The organism is Photorhabdus stackebrandtii, assembly GCF_011189495.1.
GTDB lineage: Bacteria > Pseudomonadota > Gammaproteobacteria > Enterobacterales > Enterobacteriaceae > Photorhabdus > Photorhabdus khanii.
In genome coordinates, this window is the sequence record NZ_PUJV01000015.1 from 70,552 (window position 1) to 89,403 (window position 18,852).

General features: G+C 41.9%; 15 protein-coding genes. 5 read left to right on the top strand and 10 right to left on the bottom strand.

Annotated elements, in window-relative coordinates:
- A complete protein-coding gene (locus tag C5470_RS13765) occupies positions 1–909 on the bottom strand; it encodes a gp53-like domain-containing protein (protein WP_166290001.1) in 909 nt (302 codons plus the stop codon).
- A 402-nt stretch (positions 910–1,311) separates the two neighbouring features.
- Between C5470_RS13765 and C5470_RS13770 the strand changes: the two genes are divergently transcribed.
- Complete coding sequence (locus C5470_RS13770) at positions 1,312–2,502, top strand: lactate oxidase (protein WP_166290004.1); 1,191 nt, start codon at positions 1,312–1,314, stop codon at positions 2,500–2,502.
- 169 nt (positions 2,503–2,671) lie between these two features.
- Here the strand turns inward: C5470_RS13770 and C5470_RS13775 are convergent, their stop codons facing one another.
- The gene (locus C5470_RS13775) at positions 2,672–3,817 is read right to left on the bottom strand and encodes a DUF1266 domain-containing protein (protein WP_242687994.1); all 1,146 of its coding nucleotides are present in this window, start codon (positions 3,815–3,817) and stop codon (positions 2,672–2,674) included.
- Positions 3,818–4,033: 216 nt separating this feature from the next.
- Here C5470_RS13775 and zur point away from each other — a divergent pair, with 216 nt between their 5' ends.
- Entirely contained in the window at positions 4,034–4,543 is a 510-nt protein-coding gene (gene zur, locus C5470_RS13780) for a zinc uptake transcriptional repressor Zur (protein WP_166290007.1), read from the top strand.
- A gap of 135 nt (positions 4,544–4,678) precedes the next feature.
- Here the strand turns inward: zur and lexA are convergent, their stop codons facing one another.
- Positions 4,679–5,284 (bottom strand): transcriptional repressor LexA, encoded by a 606-nt coding sequence (gene lexA / locus C5470_RS13785; RefSeq protein WP_166290010.1) that lies wholly within the window; start codon positions 5,282–5,284, stop codon positions 4,679–4,681.
- A gap of 119 nt (positions 5,285–5,403) precedes the next feature.
- Positions 5,404–5,775 carry a diacylglycerol kinase gene (locus C5470_RS13790; protein WP_166290013.1) on the bottom strand — a complete coding sequence of 124 codons (372 nt, stop codon included), beginning with the start codon at positions 5,773–5,775 and terminating at the stop codon, positions 5,404–5,406.
- Positions 5,776–5,904: 129 nt separating this feature from the next.
- On the opposite strand from C5470_RS13790, the gene plsB reads away from it, so the two are divergent.
- Positions 5,905–8,361: a glycerol-3-phosphate 1-O-acyltransferase PlsB gene (plsB, locus tag C5470_RS13795; RefSeq protein WP_166290016.1), complete on the top strand. Its 2,457-nt coding sequence runs from the start codon at positions 5,905–5,907 to the stop codon at positions 8,359–8,361.
- A gap of 49 nt (positions 8,362–8,410) precedes the next feature.
- Here the strand turns inward: plsB and ubiA are convergent, their stop codons facing one another.
- From ubiA to pgi, 3 genes are all read right to left on the bottom strand, one after another.
- Entirely contained in the window at positions 8,411–9,265 is an 855-nt protein-coding gene (gene ubiA / locus C5470_RS13800; protein WP_166290019.1) for a 4-hydroxybenzoate octaprenyltransferase, read from the bottom strand.
- Positions 9,266–9,301: 36 nt separating this feature from the next.
- Positions 9,302–9,808: a chorismate lyase gene (gene ubiC / locus C5470_RS13805; RefSeq protein WP_166290022.1), complete on the bottom strand. Its 507-nt coding sequence runs from the start codon at positions 9,806–9,808 to the stop codon at positions 9,302–9,304.
- A gap of 188 nt (positions 9,809–9,996) precedes the next feature.
- Positions 9,997–11,643, bottom strand: coding sequence for a glucose-6-phosphate isomerase (pgi, locus tag C5470_RS13810; RefSeq protein ID WP_166290025.1), 1,647 nt, complete (start codon positions 11,641–11,643; stop codon positions 9,997–9,999).
- 297 nt (positions 11,644–11,940) lie between these two features.
- On the opposite strand from pgi, the gene lysC reads away from it, so the two are divergent.
- Both lysC and C5470_RS13820 read left to right on the top strand, forming a co-directional pair.
- Positions 11,941–13,320: a lysine-sensitive aspartokinase 3 gene (lysC, locus tag C5470_RS13815; protein ID WP_166290028.1), complete on the top strand. Its 1,380-nt coding sequence runs from the start codon at positions 11,941–11,943 to the stop codon at positions 13,318–13,320.
- Between the two features lie 369 nt (positions 13,321–13,689).
- Complete coding sequence (locus C5470_RS13820; RefSeq protein WP_023044494.1) at positions 13,690–13,989, top strand: hypothetical protein; 300 nt, start codon at positions 13,690–13,692, stop codon at positions 13,987–13,989.
- Between the two features lie 112 nt (positions 13,990–14,101).
- Here the strand turns inward: C5470_RS13820 and C5470_RS13825 are convergent, their stop codons facing one another.
- The 3 genes from C5470_RS13825 to C5470_RS13835 form a co-directional block, all read right to left on the bottom strand.
- Positions 14,102–15,139: a DUF2156 domain-containing protein gene (locus tag C5470_RS13825; protein WP_166290031.1), complete on the bottom strand. Its 1,038-nt coding sequence runs from the start codon at positions 15,137–15,139 to the stop codon at positions 14,102–14,104.
- Positions 15,123–17,690 (bottom strand): aminotransferase class III-fold pyridoxal phosphate-dependent enzyme, encoded by a 2,568-nt coding sequence (locus C5470_RS13830; protein ID WP_166290034.1) that lies wholly within the window; start codon positions 17,688–17,690, stop codon positions 15,123–15,125. The genes C5470_RS13825 and C5470_RS13830 overlap by 17 nt, the downstream gene beginning before the upstream one ends.
- Before the next feature lie 91 nt (positions 17,691–17,781).
- Positions 17,782–18,828: an acyl-CoA/acyl-ACP dehydrogenase gene (locus tag C5470_RS13835; protein ID WP_166290037.1), complete on the bottom strand. Its 1,047-nt coding sequence runs from the start codon at positions 18,826–18,828 to the stop codon at positions 17,782–17,784.
- Positions 18,829–18,852: the final 24 nt, after the last annotated feature.

An 18,852-nucleotide genomic window follows, 5' to 3' on the forward strand; every position in this document is an offset into this window, starting at 1 on the left:
CTAATATCCTATCGCTATCCAAAAGAATGGGCTGTTCCATCTGGCATTTACCCAAGAGTTTAATAAATCGAAAGATGAGCGATCAATCACATTTACGTAGCCAATAACCGCTCCCATAGAACCTATTTTGCTCTGGATAGGATTAATATTCACAGAATAATCCGTATTGGAAAAACTAATTGGTAACTGAATACGAGCCACATTACCACTTTGGATCACGTCAGTGCGTCCCCATTGATAAATTACACCCGTGTCTCCACATTTCCACCAACCATTAACAGCTTTATCGGCGGTGTTCTTATTACCTTTAGCATTAATTTTTTTATCAACTTCAATACTAATTTTTTGGTCTAATTCAATATCAATTCTCCTGTCTACTTCAATATTAATTTTTTGGTCTATTTGTTCTGGTGTATATACACCAATATCCACGGCGCCCAGATGAATATCCTCAGACAACTCCTTACCATTCACTTTCCGAATATTAGGCACTTTATTACTAAGCTTTTCATTAAACAAATCTGCTAATTCTTGGGTAAGCTTTTGTGTCGCGGCCAACCTGCTACTATTACCAAGTCTATCTGTAAGCTGAACAATGCCTTCCTGTGCTAATGAAGCACTTGGAATTTCTGTTGTGATTTTCTGCTCTAAAGCTCTATTTAATTGTGTAGTGAGTTTGACTATATCGCCATCATCCAAAACATCATCGCTACATTGTGTAGAGATAAAATCAGCTACCACAGATGATATCGTTGATGACTGACGCAAGACCTTATTTAACAAACCAATGGAAATAATATTGGGTGGAATACCTGTGTTCAGATCACGACTTTCTTCATATTCTCCTTGAGAAATAACATTAGCATCTTGGCTAGCAGAAAAAGCTTTAAATTCATTTTTATTACTCATAATTTCTCCTTAAGGAAAAAACTGATATTTTCATTAAATAAGATTTTGAGTTAATAGATATTAAAATAAAACATCTTCCCTATCGTCGAATATCATTTTGATATTGCATTTCAATAATAGTCTCTTTCTGATAAAGAACGATGAAAATTTTTTATAACTTTTAGCGATTAACTATTTTCTTATAGTTAATTGAGGTAATAGTTCAGCACCTGAAACCAAATTTTGAATTTTTAGATGAACCTCTCACAAAAAAATCACCGAGTCCAACAAGTTTTGTAATCTCATAAAAACATGCTAAAAATATTTATTAGCTTGAATTATCCAGAATTTGTCTATTCTTATATATGTGGACAAATTCTATTGTCAATATTTATAAGCCTACTTTAAGTAAGGGAGAATTGTATGCCATCAAGAAGAGACGTCATGGTTGGAGGATTAAGTCTTGCTGCTGCCGGTATCCTATCTACGGTATCTTCAGCTAATGCTGCAACTGCTAACATAAAACTGCAAGGAGCTTATAAAACAGGTAGCGAAGAAAAAGCCCTTGATATTATTAATCTTTATGATTTGGAAGAAGAAGCACGTAAACTGATTCCTGCCCCTCAATTTGGCTATATTAGCGGCGGTTCAGGTGATGAATGGACGCTACGTGAAAATACCAGAGCCTTTGACGATTACCAAATTATTCCCCGCTATCTCGCGGGGATAAAAGAACCTGACACAACAACCGAATTACTCGGCAGTAAAGTGGATATACCTATTTTCATTCCACCGATGGCAGCACACGGACTGGCTCATATCTCGGCTGAATTGGGAACAGCGCGTGGCGCTGCTGCCGCTGGTACCCTGTTTACTGCGCAAACTCTGTCTAATTCATCTTTCGAAGAAATAGCAAAAGTGAGTAACGGCCCCAAATGGTTCCAAATTTATTTTACCAAAGATATGGGTATGAACCGTGAGCTAATACGCCGGGCTAAAGCGATGGGGGCGACCGCCATCGTATTTACGGTTGATTTAGAGTGGAGTGGTAATAGGGAAACCGATAGACGCAATAAATTTACCTACCCACGTTCACTGCCATTTCCTAATGTTCCTGGCACTACCATCGGTGCACCATTATCAGAGATTACAGCACTATTTAAACGGGATCTTGATTTTAAGGATCTGGAATTTCTCGCCAAAGAATCAGGTCTCCCTGTCATCGTAAAAGGTATTCAATCTGCCGAAAATGCTAAAGAATGTGTTGACCACGGAGCCGCAGCTATTCAAGTTTCTAACCATGGCGGCCGGCAATTAGATACTGTCCCGGCAGCAATTAAGTCATTACCAAGTATTGTTGAAGCCGTTGGGCGTCACATTCCGGTCTATTTAGATGGCGGTATCCGTCGCGGTATTCATGTGTTTAAAGCTCTCGCATTAGGTGCCAAAGCTGTCGCTATCGGCAGACCAATTTTATATGGACTGGCATTGGGTGGAGCACTAGGCGTGACTTCCGTTTTAAATTTGCTTAAGGATGAGCTGAAACTTAGCATGAAGCTGGCGGGATGCGCAGCTATTAAAGATATTGAGAGAAAGTTTATCAGTTTAATTTAACTCATTAACTAATAACGTAAATATCAGCCCCGTTTCATTTAAAATAGGTGATTATAAGGAAGCGGGGTAAATTCTGTTAACCACGATGGTTTTTATAATTTAACCGGTAAAATAGAATTCTCACCTTCCCCCTGAGGTATTCTTCAAGGGGAAATGTTTCATATAAATATTAATGGAGTATACGAGATACTGACGGCTCCGTGAGATCAATTTCATACCTTTGTTGTTCTTCCATTCTACTGCGTAAAACATCTTCTACTAATGCAGAAAAACCTGTCATCATTTGGCATTCCATAATAACACCTTTTGGCTCAGGCCACGGCAAGCTGGCAATTGGCCAGTCACAATATAATTTATAATAATTAAACTGATCTAGCAGCTCTTTACTCTTGTCAAAATCATTACTCCAGTAGGCATTACCCAACCGTAAGTTTGTATGAAATTCGTCAAAGCTGCCAAAGATTTCATAAATATAATCAGCGGTTTTCAGCATATTTTTCCATGCCACTTCTTCACTGATATAACCAGCACAAAAACAATTACGGCTTAAAACAATTGCAAGCCACAAATCAAATCCCCACACCAATGCAGGTGGGTGCCTATTAACAGTTTGAGAACATTTACGAATAGAGTCAGGTGTTACTTCAACTAATTTGGCAAGAACTTTAAACATTTTGCCATCACTAAGCGCAGCATCAACAGCAAAATGTTTTGAATGTACCCCACCCCACAAATCAGTTAGCATTTTCATATAACCTTCTTCATCAATAATTCCCCAGTCACTGTATAGTTGGGATTGATGTTCCTGAATAGAGGATAATGGGAGCAGGCAGTAACGATAGTTATCATGAACAACCCGTGACTGTAAAGGATAATGCTCCAGAGTTTCACTCCAAAAGCCCAGCCAATAGTCACTAACAATGTTTAACCGCAATGCCTGGCGCTTTTCTTCCGGTAAAAAAGATAAACCAGCCTGTTGATAATAGCGCCGTTGTTCCCATTCAGGGCGTTTAACAATACGATAAATAATAACTGAAAGTGACATTACTGAAAATAATGCTACACCGACTACTTGTGCCAAAAGTAAATAGTCTGTAGCAGGGACGGATACATTATCTATTATAAATAATACAATTGCCACAGATAATATAATCCCCATACAGACTGCAATTAAAAATAAAATATTAATCAATGCGTATAATGAACTCAGAAAAGGTAACTTTCTTTTTTCACAGATAATATTCTTTATTACCTGATAGCCTTTCGCAGGAAACTGCCTATAATGAGGCTGATTTTGTAAAAGTTCTTTCATCATAAATGATTCCTTTCCGAAAATTATCTACCATATATGATAATTCTTATCTGTATTATCACAAACCTCAAGAAAACATTATTTTTGCTGCTAAGTATCAATTTAACCAAATTAACTCTATCAGGGGACAAACACAATGAACTTTTCTGGAGAATATTTTCTATCGCAGAAACATGATAACATCCTAATATTGTTATCATGCTGGCTGTAAGGGGCGCAATGAAACTGATTAACCAAAAAAAGTTACTGGAACAAGCCGAAGCTATTTGCCTGGCACGGGGAGTTCGCTTTACTCCGCAGCGGTTTGAAGTTTTGCGTCTGATATCAGAGCAACCCGGCGCAATCAGTGCTTATGATTTACTGGATTTATTGCGAGAAGCAGAACCACAAGCTAAACCACCAACAATATATCGGGCACTGGAATTTCTGCTGGAACAGGGATTTATTCATAAAATAGAATCCACCAACAGTTATGTGCTGTGCCACCATATCGAACAACCAAGCCACACCTCAGCAATGTTTATCTGCGACCGTTGCGGTTCTGTCACAGAACGGGATGGTGGAGCCGTTGAATCCGCTATTCAACAGTTAGCAAAAACCGCCGGATTCAGTTTACGCCATACAGTCATTGAAGCACATGGTTTATGTTCCTCTTGTGCAGAAATTGAATCCTGTACTGAGCGGGATGAATGCCAGCACGACCACAGTATTGAGATAAAAAAGAAATAGAGAACCTGTAAATAGCAACAGGAAACAGCAGAATCACGTTCAAGATAATCATATTGATAAACCAATAACATGATTCTGCCGGAATATTTTAACTCTTTGATAAAAAACAAAAAATAACGATTCGATATTTTACTATCAAAATCCATCACTATTACGAATCACCCCAACGGCTAATCCTTCAATTGTCAGGCTCCGTTCACGCAGATCCACCACGATTGGCTTAAACTCAGGGTTTTCTGCCAACAATTCAACTTTATTTCCAGTCTGTTTAAAACGTTTTACAGTCACTTCATCTTCAATACGGGCAACAATAACCTGCCCATTACGAACATCCTGTGTTTTATGCACCGCCAACAGATCACCATCCATAATCCCAATATCTTTCATGGACATACCACTGACTCTCAACAGGAAATCCGCACTTGGCTTAAACAGTGCGGGATCAATCCGATAACGACTTTCAATGTGCTCCTGCGCCAACAGTGGTTCACCTGCGGCTACACGACCAATCAACGGTAAACCAGATTCTTCTAGCAGTAAACGGATACCCCTGGATGCCCCGGCAACAATCTCTATCACCCCTTTACGAGCTAATGCTTTTAAATGCTCTTCAGCCGCATTAGGTGAACGAAAACCAAGACGTGATGCAATTTCAGCACGTGTTGGTGGCATACCCGTTTGCGAAATGTGATCACGCACCAAGTCATAAACCTGCTGCTGCCTTACGGTAAGTGCTTTCATTTCACCTCCTGTGTGTTTATACAGTTAAACTGTGAGTATATACAGGTAAATAGCGATTGGGAACCTGCCAGGGCAGAAAATCAGCCCATTATAGTATAATGACTCATTATTTAACTAAATCAGGTCACAAAATAGCGCCAGAGAATGGTACTCCAGACAATTAACGACAGCATCATTGTCAGAAAGACCGCCGCCGATCCCATATCTTTCGCCCGACCGGATAGTTCATGGAATTCACTGCCAATACGATCAACAACAGCTTCAATAGCACTGTTCAGGATCTCCACAATCACCACCAGCATCACTGAACCAATCAGCAAAATGCGTTCAATTGCACTGATATCCAGATAAAATGCAACAATCACCGCCAATATCGCCGCAATTATTTCCTGCCGGAAAGCCGCTTCATTTTGCCACGCAGCCCTGAGACCTTTCATCGAATATACAGTTGCTTTGATGATACGGGTCAGTCCCTTGGATTGATTTGCCATAAGTTATTCACACCAAATGTGAGGTTATTTGCCACTTTTAACTTTTATTATCGTCTTAACATAACAGATCTCAACACTTGTTTCTGATATGCTTGCGACGTGTTGCTAACAAGAGGCTTCAAGTTATTTATGTCAGGTTGGCGTAAAATATATTATAAATTATTGAATTTACCACTGAAAATACTGGTAAAGAGCAAACTTATTCCTACAGATCCCATTACCGAATTACGGCTCGATACGACACGCCCTATTCTGTACGTCTTGCCGTATCACTCCAAAGCAGACTTACTGACATTACGTCAGCAATGTCTTGAGCAGGATCTGCCGGACCCTTTAAACTCACTGGAGATAGGTGATACTGAGCTTCCGGGCTATGTATTTATCGATAATGGCCCACGCGTATTCCGCTATTGCGCGCCAAAGCAGGAATCCGTAAAAATTTTCCATGCTTATCTGGATCTGCATCGTAATAATCCAAACCTGGATATTCAAATGCTGCCAGTTTCTGTCATGTTTGGTCGTTCACCCGGACGTGAAGGACACAACACCCCACATTTGCGGCTGCTTAATGGTATCCAAAAATTCTTCGCCATTCTCTGGCTGGGCCGGGACAGTTTTGTGCGTTTTTCAAACACAGTATCTCTGCGTTATATGGCAACTGAGCATGGCACAGACAAGACTATTGCTCATAAGTTAGCTCGCGTGGCACGAATGCACTATTCACGCCAACGCCTGGCGGCGGTGGGTCCGCGTCTGCCTGTTCGTCAGGAGCTGTTTAATAAGCTGCTGGCTTCAAAAGCAATAGAAAAAGCCGTTATTGATGAGGCCCGCAACAAGAAAATCTCCCATGAGAAAGCGCAACAGAATGCCGTTAACATGATGGAAGAGATTGCCGCGAATTTCTCTTATGAAACAGTACGGCTGTCAGATCGTGTACTTGGTTGGACATGGAACCGTCTGTATCAGGGGATCAATGTTCACAATGCTGAACGCATTCGTCGTCTGGCACAGGATGGTCACGAACTGGTTTATGCACCCTGCCACCGTAGTCATATGGATTATCTGCTGCTCTCCTATGTGCTTTATCATCAGGGTTTGGTACCGCCCCATATCGCCGCGGGCATCAACCTGAATTTCTGGCCGGCAGGGCCGATATTCCGCCGCCTTGGTGCATTTTTCATCCGCCGCACTTTTAAAGGCAATAAACTCTATGCCACGATATTCCGTGAATATCTGGGTGAATTATTTGCACGCGGCTATTCTGTTGAATACTTTATGGAAGGTGGTCGTTCCCGGACAGGTCGTTTGCTTGATCCCAAAACGGGCACCCTGACCATGACGTTACAAGCAATGTTGAGAGGTGAATCACGCCCAATCACTATCGTGCCAATTTATATCGGTTACGAACATGTGATGGAAGTTGCCACCTATGCCAAAGAGCTGCGGGGAGCAACCAAAGAGAAAGAGAGCTTTTTCCAGATGATACGCGGTTTGCGTAAACTTCGTAATTTGGGGCAAGGCTATGTAAACTTTGGTGAACCTATCCCGTTGATCCAATATCTTAATCACCATGTTCCTGACTGGCGTGATTCTATTGACCCAATAGAGTTTCACCGTCCTGAATGGGTTAACCCAACCGTCAGTAAGCTGGCCGGGAAAATTATGGTGAACATCAACAATGCCGCGGCGGCTAACGCAATCAACCTGTGTTCAACTGCCCTGCTGTCATCACGTCAGCGAGCACTTACTCGTGAGCAACTGCTTGAGCAACTGGATTGTTATATACAACTCATGCGCAACGCGCCTTATACAACCGATGTTACTGTACCAAAGAAAACTGCAGAAGAGTTGTTAGAACACGCTCTGCAAATGGATAAGTTCGAGGTAGACAAAGACAGTATGGGCGACATCATTATCCTGCCGCGTGAGCGTGCAGTTCTGATGACCTACTACCGCAACAATATCCAGCATTTATTGGTACTACCATCACTAATTGCCTGCATCGTTATTGATCATCGCCGTATCAGCCGTGAAGTATTACTAAGCCAGGTAGAAATCATTTATCCCTTACTCAAAGCAGAACTGTTTATACGTTACAGCAAAGCAGATCTGCGGGAAGTGGTTAATATCTTGGTTAATGAGCTTACTCGCCAGAACCTTATCTGCAACAAAGAGCAAGGTATGCTGGTATTGAATCCAGCGCGTATTCGCCCATTGCAATTGCTGGCAGCCGGTGTCCGCGAAACACTGCAACGTTATGCCATCACTCTCTCTTTACTGAATGCCAACCCGGAAATCAGCCGGGGTACGCTGGAAAAAGAGAGCAGAAGGCTGGCACAACGTCTGTCAGTATTACATGGCATTAACGCACCTGAATTCTTCGACAAAGCGGTATTCACCACATCGGTAAATACACTGCGTGAAGAAGGGTATATCAGTGATAGTGGTGATGTGATTACAGCAAATACTCAGGAGCTGTATCAGGTATTGAGTGAACTGATGTCACCTGAAATCCGTCTGACTATCGAGAGTGTCAGTTTGCCGGCTGAACACAACGATACAGAAGAGACAACTAAAGAAACATAATTTTTAACATCCTGGTGATAATGGGTTTTCCCCATTATCACCAGATATATCAAACGTAACTGAAGAAGATACCCAAAAATAACACCACACCAACATAGTTATTATTGAGGAATGCCTGGAAACAAAGCTCTCTTTCCCGACCTGCAATCAATTTCTGCTGATAAATAAATAAGGCACCGGCAAGCAACAATGACCAATAGTAGATGCCGCCCAAATTCATCATATAACCCACCAACAGCAAAACCAGCAACATAACAAGTTGTAGCAAGCCAATAATCAGCTTATCGAAATGACCAAACAGAATAGCAGTAGACTTAACACCAATTTTCAGATCATCGTTACGATCAACCATGGCATACTGTGTATCATAAATAACTGACCACAAGATATTAACCAAGAATAATAGCCAGCATTCTAGTGGTAAGGACTCACTAACCGCAGCGAATCCCATTGGGATAGACCAGCCATAAGCCGCTCCCAATACAAACTGAGGAAGATGACTGAACCGTTTAACAAAGGGATAAAACCAAGCCAAAGCTAACCCAGCGACTGACAACCAGATAGCCATCTTATTCAGCGCCAGAACCAACCCGAAAGAGATCAGCACCAGTACAACAAACAGGATCTTACTCTCTTTTTCACTGATAGCACCACTGGGCAGGGGACGTGCTTTTGTACGTTCGACATAACCATCAAATTTTCTGTCAGCAAAATCATTAATGACACATCCTGCTGCACGCATCAGAAACACACCGGCAGTAAAGACCAACAATATGTGCATATCCGGAATACCTTTCCCAGCAATCCATAAAGCCCAAAATGTTGGCCATAACAACAATAACGAACCTATGGGTCTGTCAATACGCACTAAACGGCAATAGGCCTGCCATTTACTTTGCGTCATACTTCCCGCCACTTCTGTTTCCCCCTTGTTTAAATTTTATTTTTTGTATACAGGTGATTCAGGCAAGAAGATTTCCGTTAATAATAATGGCTTGCTTGATAACCTCAGCAATGATCGCCTTGCCCAACGCTTCCCCTGTTGTCCTACATGAATATAATCCCGTGTTAATTTATTGCTACTAAAAAGATATCGCCCAAGCGGGACTGTTCCTAAATCAACCAGATTTTCATCAGGACCGGTTAATGTTGCTTCAGGTATTAACGTTCTTCCCAATAACCAGGGGATATTATCACCGTATAACACGACCTCACGCAGCCAGTACCTCTGACAAGTTAGCAAATGCTCACTTTCATCGAAAAGTTCTTCCACTGTGATAAAAGACTCTCTGAATGGTACAACATGAACATGGTCACAGTATTGTTCAAAACGGCGGGTCATTGATCCCAACTCCATCAGCCAATCTGAAATCTCATCAGGCAAGCCAGATGAATCCACCGAAACCCACTGAATAGGCGCAGTTGTTAAGATCGAGTCAGTTAACATGCGAGTTTCCATTAAGACAAATTTCTTTTATCCGGTCGTACAATTGATGGGCACAGAGAATACCACGTTGTAGGTATACAGAATAAAAAGTTATGACAAATTCTGTAAATAATGCTTGCCAAAAATGAGCGAATTATGTTCAACACAATTCGCTCATACAAATTAAATCCCTAATTCAGAATAAGTGATTAACGCCATGCTTTAAAGCGGTTAATCAACCCATTTGTCGAGCTATCATGATCGGCAACTTCTTCACCCTTTTCAAGTTCTGGCAAAATACGATTAGCCAGTTGCTTACCCAGCTCAACTCCCCATTGGTCAAAGGTGAAAATGTTGAGAATCGCCCCTTGTACAAATATTTTGTGCTCATACATGGCAATCAACGCACCCAAACTGAATGGGGTAATTTCACGCAACAAAATGGAATTCGTCGGACGGTTTCCTTCAAACACTTTAAATGGTGCAACATGCCCGACTTCAAGCACAGTTTTACCACTAGCGGCAAATTCAGCATCCACTTGCCCACGGGTTTTACCGAATGCCAACGCTTCTGTCTGAGCAAAGAAGTTGGATAACAATTTGTTGTGATGGTCACTCAATGGGTTATGGCTAATCGCCGGAGCAATAAAATCGCAAGGGATCAGTTTAGTGCCCTGATGAATAAGTTGATAAAAAGCATGCTGACCATTAGTTCCAGGCTCTCCCCAGATGATCGGACCGGTTTGGTAATCCACCGGATGACCATTGCGATCAATATATTTACCGTTGGATTCCATATTGCCCTGCTGAAAGTATGCTGCAAAACGATGCATATATTGATCATATGGCAGAATCGCTTCAGTTTCCGTGCCAAAGAAATTGTTGTACCAGATGCCAATCAGCGCCAGTAATACGGGGATATTCTGCTCAAACTGGGTATGGGAAAAATGCTGATCCATTGCGTGTGCACCACTAAGTAGTTGTTCAAAATTATCAAACCCAATAGAGAGCGCAATAGACAAACCAATCGCTGACCATAATGAATAACGACCACCCACCCAATCCCAGAACTCAAACATATTTTGGGTATCAATACCAAATTTCTCAACTTCCTGCTCATTGGTGGAAAGCGCGGCAAAATGCTTCGTAACATGCGCTTCATTACCGGCAGTTTTCAGGAACCAGTTACGCGCAGAGTGAGCGTTAGTCATTGTTTCCTGTGTAGTGAACGTCTTGGAAGCAATCAGAAACAGCGTCGTTTCTGGGTTAAGCGCTTTCAGGGTTTCCGCAATATGGGTCCCATCAATATTAGAAACAAAATGCATATTCAGATGATTTTTATAGGACTTCAGCGCTTCAGTCACCATATAAGGGCCGAGATCTGATCCACCGATGCCAATATTCACAACATCAGTCATCGCCTTACCGGTATAGCCTTTCCACTCACCGTTAATTACGCGTTGGCTGAAATTTTTCATTTTTGCCAACACAGCATTAACCTGCTGCATAACATCTTCCCCATCAACAATAATCGGGGTATTGCTGCGATTACGCAGAGCAATATGCAGTACAGCGCGATCTTCAGTACGGTTAATTTTCTCACCGGAGAACATGCTGCGAATAGCCCCGGCAACATCCGTCTCTTTCGCCAGCACCTGTAACTTTTCCAATGTCTCGGTTGTGATGCGGTTTTTCGAAAAATCCACCAGGATCTGGTCATCAAACGTTACGGAGAACTTAGCAAAACGCTCTTTGTCCTGTCCAAACAACTCACGTATGTGAATACCTTTTATCTGCTCAAAATGCTGTTCTAATGCCTTCCAGGCTGAAGTTTGACTAGGATTGATATTTTTCATGGCGATGCTCTCTATCAACTGACTGTAAATAATTGGAGGTAAAAAAGATTGTAACCCGTAATTCTGTGATTAAAGCCTCCTTTCCTTTAATCACTGATATTGGTCAAAACAATCAAGTTTTTCTAGCTCTATTTGCTGGATTACATGAAAAACAACCAACTCTCTCCGCTATCCTCAATTTCTTTTATGATTATCCTATCATCATGAAAGATATTGATATAACCCTTCACTACGTTGACTCAAATCGGTTAACCCGATATTTCTAAAATTCCATCCAGTCAACATAAGGTTATCGCAATGAGTTCTGTTTCATCCCTTTTCCCGGAAACCGGCGGGTATATCGTCGCAAAATTTGGTGGTACCAGCGTGGCAAATTTCGATGCCATGAATAGCAGTGCAGATATCGTACTGGCAAATAAAGAAGTTCGTGTCGTTGTACTGTCTGCTTCTGCTGGTATGACTAACCTATTAATCGCGCTGGCGGAAGGCTGCGATGCAGATAAACGGGCTAGCTATCTGAAACAAATCCACACCATTCAATATGCGATTGCTGATCGTTTGCACATATCTGATGCTATTCGTCGGGAAATCAACCGTCTGCTGGAAAATATTAAAGCACTTTCTGAAACAGCATCGCTGGCAACTTCGGATGCACTGACAGATGAATTAGTCAGCCACGGAGAGCTGATGTCCACGCTGTTGTTTACCGAGTTGCTTCGCCAGCGTGGTACCGATGCCGAATGGTTTGATATTCGCAAAATTATGCGTACCGATGATAGTTTTGGTCGTGCAGAACCAAACAACACACAGCTTCGAATACTGGCAACTGAACATCTCTTACCTCATCTGAGAAATACCCTGATTGTCACTCAAGGCTTTATTGGTCGTGAAGAGAAAGGCCGTACCACTACACTTGGACGTGGTGGCAGTGACTATACCGCGGCACTGTTGGGGGAAGCCCTGAATCTGGAACGTGTTGATATCTGGACAGATGTTCCGGGGATTTACACCACAGATCCGCGGGTGGCTCCTGCGGCTCAACGAATTGATAAAATTGCCTTTGATGAAGCGGCGGAGATGGCAACATTTGGTGCTAAAATCCTGCACCCGGCAACACTGTTTCCGGCTATTCGCTGTGGTATTCCGGTATTTGTTGGCTCCAGTAAAAATCCCCAGGCCGGCGGTACGCTGGTTTGCGATACGACAGAAGCACCGCCACGGTTCCGTGCTATCACTCTGCGCCGGCAACAAACATTACTGACATTGCACAGCCTGAAAATGCTACACGCACAGGGATTTTTGGCTGAAATATTTACCATCCTGTCGCGTCATAACATCTCCGTGGACTTGATCACCACGTCTGAAGTGAATGTGGCATTAACACTCGATACCACCGGCTCTACCAGCACGAATGGCAGTTTGCTGACCAATGCACTAATGGCTGAACTTTCAACGTTGTGCAGGGTTGACGTGGAAGAAGATCTGGCGCTGATAGCGATTATTGGTAATCAGCTTTCTCAAACCAGTGGATTAGGAAAACAGGTTTTTAGTGCGCTGGAAAGATTCAATCTCCGTATGATCAGTCACGGCGCCAGCAACCATAATCTGTGCCTGCTTGTTCAAGGCAACGACGCAGAACAAATTGTTCAAACACTTCATCAGTGTTTATTTGAGTGAGTGAATATAGTTTCGTAGACCTTGATATCCCTCTCAGCCAAAAGACTGAGGGGCATATTATGTTAAAAAATCAATAAATATCGTCTAAAGTGGGTCGGTAATAATTCAAGTCAGTTTTAAGTGAGAAAAAATATGATTTACTTGGTTATTTTATGTTAATTTTTCCATTTATCCTATCACCCAACAGCTGATAATAAAACACAAGATAATATTATTATTACATTTATATTGATCTATTATAAATTTACATTCCAAAAATAAAATAACTCTTCCTTATTCCAATGTTTAACATTGGAACCCTCCTCCTACTAAGATAAATTAAAATTATCTTATACATCATAAAAAACAAGTTAAAAACAGGAATAACAAATGAAAGAAAATATAGAATTAACTCCCCCATATAAAAATTCCACAGGAATAATATTATCGTTAGAATCAGGAACAGGAAACCCCTATCCCAATAATACAGAAATTAAAGTTAAACAAAATAATGGACAACAATCTAAATTTTATTTAGATTGGAATCTGGACGTGAACATGAATATTGGTTTATCCATAATATATAACACGTTACTATCTTCATTTCAGCAAAAAAATAAGGTAACAATAACTTATGAAGAGAAAAATAATTTTAGATATATACGCTCAGTGAAAATAATTTCATCATAGAAAATAGACTAATATAAAAATAACTATTAGCCATGACAGGTGATCAGTTTAGTATTTTTAGCCCCTCATTGATCACCTGTTACCCAACATTAAAAGAAAACTTCTTACAACATCAAATACTATTGGTCGTCCGCAATGTTGACCATAATGCTTTCATGGCTTTTCCCTTGGGGAAAGCGATATATTCCGGTTCAATTAACGACGGCCGCCAGCTCATTTTATATTGACGTTGCGAAGCGGCAGGATAAACAATGCCGCCTTTTGATGACAACCATTTGGCAATTTTATGAAAGATTGCCGAATCATTGAAGTTCCTCTCCTCACCAAACTCCACCAATGGGGTGAAACCTAAATGAAGGTAGGAAACTGTCCCCTCTCCCAGGAAGTCATTAATCGCGGTTTCATTAATAAACTGCATAGTGCCGTCGGGTATGTCCGGTTTCTTTCGGGATAGATTATGAAACCACCCCGATGTCTCCCCCCAAGTGTAACTATAGACGATATATGCCTGAATCTGTTCTCCCCGAGTTGCAATATAGACTCTGTGCTCACCTGAACTCACTTCCACGGTGTTGAAGTCAATCACCAGTTTTTTCAGGGCTTTCGCATGTTTTTCTTTCAACCAAAGTTGATTAATCTGTTCTAGCTGTGGTTTAAGTCGATAATATTCCTCTTGCGAGCTTATCTCACGAACAGAAATTCCTGCCCTTCTGGATTTGTTAATTTTATTTCTAAGCTGCTGAAACCGTTTGCCTTTCATGTCATATCCATTAAGGCTTAGTGAATAACTGGCCCCAAGCTGGTTCACCGAAAAGCCATTATTCTTCAACAACACAAAGTCACTCTCATCACCGTGCAAAAAAACCGGGAAAGCCCGTTTTTCTCTGGTGAAATTGAGAAATAACTGCAAAAGTGCAGCGCGTTCTTCATCAGGCGCCAAGATGCCACCAACACACATATGCAGGTTTTTGTCCTGGAAGAAACCAATCGCTCCCTTCTGATTCGTAAACCACAGTGTTTCACTATTGAACAACAGGCTACTCAACGGGTGCTTTGCATAGCAAAGCACCTTTCTAAGATGACTGTTGCCAAGAACATCCTGAGCGTTCCCGGTGGTAATAACCTGGGGAATATCAGGCAACATACTCATAACGTTCACCTTGATTCTTCGGGGCATACTGGACCGGGATAAACCCATGCTTCCTGGCGATATCCCGGATGGCTAATGCATCATTGTAATCAATAGACTTGCCGATGCTTTGATGAACACTCACCTGCTCAAGCGCCACAGCAATGGTTTCTGACAAGCAAGCCAGATTGACCCCCGCAGGGACATCGATCAGATTGCAATCGCTGTAAGTGACTTTCTCAGGCTGATAGACCAAACCACCTTCATAAACAAGATGGTTACCGTCACGAATGAAATCGAATGGTCTGGCCGCATCAAAAACAATGGCGGAATCTTTCAAGTAATTCGTATTCAAGAAAGGCTTGCCTTCACTGGTTGCTGAGACGATAAAGTCAGCCTGACTCAAAGATTGTTCATAACTCTCTATCGCTTCTAAACCAAAGGTGCCAATGACTTCAAGAACTTGCTGATGCAACACACGGGCATCGGTGACACCGGGATTTTGTTTAACAAGCCATTTCCTCATCTTATCCATGACAGAATCTGGCTGGATAATATCGTGAGTTTTTAACACCGTGGAGAGAAGCGCCTTGGTCAGCTCAGAAAGCAAAATGCGTGCTTTATTGGGGCGGCTAACCAGGATAATCCGGCCAAAGTTATGGGCTAAACCGGTGACAGAAAGCCGGCCGACAGAGCCTCTGGCCCCCACTACCGCCAACGTTTGCTGGGACGCATTTTCAGCCAACATTGAACGAATACCCTCAACCACCGCCATCGCCGTCAGAGAATTGCCGTTAGTCACTATCCGGCCCTGCCGATTATTCACCAAGCTGTTACCCCCATCAGTAATCACCGATGTATAAGCGCCTAATCCAACTATTTCAGCACCATTTTTCTCTGCTATATCAAAATACTCCTTCATTAACACCGCCCGTTCTTTCACCGACAAAGCCATCATATCTTCGGGACTGATAGGTGAGAAAAGAAGCATACCGTTAGCGTATGCCGTTGAGCTTTCGACACCAAACTCAACCGCGATATCAGGATTGAAATCAATCGCGGAAACTTCCGTGATCCAGTTACCGAGCTGTTTCTGTTGCTCCGGTGTGTAATTCTCCTTTATTGACAGACAATAGGAATGCGCAAGCTCACTGACCGAAGTGGTATGAATCAGGAAAGCGAATTTCTTACCCTCAACCAATTGCGGTACAGGCGCTTTAATCTGAGCAACATTGTTGTTTTTTGAAATTGGATAACTGACCGACGGTGGCGGGAGATCCGCAACAGATAAGTCTATCAAGTGTGAAAACAGAATGTCATATCGCCCATTCTGGACCAGTTTACAAACCTCATCAAAAGCCGTGAAAAACGCTTTAATATCTTCTTTGGCAACGTTAAGCGGCGGCTCAAAGCGTACAGAACAAGGACGGGACATCAATGGCATGGTGAAAATGCCATAGTGTTTCAATAAGAAACTACAAATAATGTAAGCCAAACCACCACTTCGTTGGCTGAAATTGATAAATATGTTGGAAACCGCTTTACTGTCCTGTATTTCCAGACCCCGCATCAAGCCGGCACCTTGCCAATAAAAAAGCGTCGGGTATTTAGCGGCCAACTGTTCAAGACATTCATCAACATAATTGCTGACCTCCTGAACATGCGTTAACGCCTTGCCGTCATCTTTAGTCAGATGTTCGATAACAGCAATCCCCATAGTCGCCGCCAGAACATTATTGGCAAACGTGGAGCTGTGTTTCTTGTCGAACTCGGAAACATAAAGTTCATCTGAATACAACATTGCACCAATAGGCGAGATACCCGCACCCAACGCCTTAGAAAACAGGATCACATCCGGTTTCAGGGAGTAGAGCGTGGCGGCACAGAATGCCCCCAGCCTACCGATACCAGTCTGAACTTCATCAAATACTGACAAGGTGCCATTAGCCTTACACAGTTGCAAAATACTAGAGAGCGTCTCCGATGGAATCACTTTCATTCCACCTTCTCCCTGTACCGGTTCAACGATAAATGCAGCAAATTCCCGGCTTTCCAGCTTTCTTTTTATTTCATCCAGGTTTTCGCTATCAACATGTTCATATAGCTTATCATCGTAAATGAAATCAGCTTTAAACCGATTTGAGCCTGTAGCAGATAATGCCGAGTAGGTTTTACCGTGGAAACTGCGATTCAGACTCAAAATACTTTTTCTACCGGTCACCAGACGTGCAAACTTAATCGCCGCTTCTACCGTCTCAGCACCACTGTTAGTAAAAGTACAGTGGGTATATTTTTCCTTGTCTATTTGTTCTGCCAGCATTTCAGCCAATAACCGTACCTTTTTGTGAATATTGGGCTGAAAGAAGATGGGTTCTTTATTCTCAATGAACTTACTGACTTCGGTGATAGCGAAATCAGGATTATGCCCAAATGGCAATGCACCATATTGAGCCAAAAAGTCTTTAACAACCCGGCCATCCGATAATGTAAGCCGGTTATTTTTAGCAGACTTAATATCCAGTTCAAGTCCCACAGAGTTTAATAAACTCTCACGATATTGATTAACAAACATAGTTCTCTCTCTTTTTTTTAGGTGCACAAAGTCATGCTGTAAACAGCATGGGAAAATTCTTGAGTTATAAAACAGGTGATCTAAAAAATCATTAAGCTGGCTGCATTATTTGGTTAATCATCTGGAATTCTCCTACAGGATGAAATTTGAATAACTGTACAGCGGAATAGAAACTCATAATTTCTGGTGTTGTCATCACCTTAATCCCACCGCAACATCGGAATATAAAATTGGCAGTCTCTTCAAGGATATTTTCCAAGGTATAACGTAACGCGAGGATCTTATAGACAGCGTTATCATCCTGACTAGCATAAAAAGCTATCATCAGCATCTGATCGAGAATAACATTAATCTTGTAATCAGCTTGGGTCAGGGTGTATTTAATTGGCTGCTGTTCTGCCACTTTCTCAGGAATAAAACGAGCGAGCCCACCCAAAATACCAGAGTAAGTATTAGCGGCAAAATAATTAAATAGTGATAAACCGTAGGAAAGGACTGCTTGCTGTTCAAGCCCCTTATAATGAGAAAGACGTTCTAATGAAACTTCAGTATCCAAAAATTTGACTTCTTGATTATCACTTTCAGTAAAAATCCCCAGTCGCCAGAAAGGAATAACCTTAATACTCTGCGCCGATTTAGAAACCAACACAACTCTCATTTCATTGTTATTATCTGTGTCGCAGACCGATAATACGTAATAATCAGCAATCGAAGATAGAGAACAGGGTTTCTTCGAACCATTAACCAATAGTTTTCCTCCTTTAGAATGCATTTTAAGTGAGGGCATAAAAATACTCGCTCCAGGCAACCCCTCAGCAAAAGCAGAAGCAACCAACGCTTTTGAAGCCATCACCTCATTCAATAATATGTTGTTATCTTCGAATAAATCGGGAAACTTACTGCAAGCCAGTACAATATGATTATGCATGGTTAAGGCAATACCGATAGAGGGAAGCCATGAAGAGACTTCACGAATAGTCTTACCCACCTGATGAAGCCCCTCAATGCTGGATTGGGCTGCCAAGCGTAGGCATTGTGAAGCGGCCTCAGAATCCAACAACTCTCTCTTCAACCTATCAGGCGTCAGATGCTGATATTTCCCGCTATTTTTCCTGAATTCTTCAACAATATCTGTCATTTTCAACTCTCCATATGCTCATTC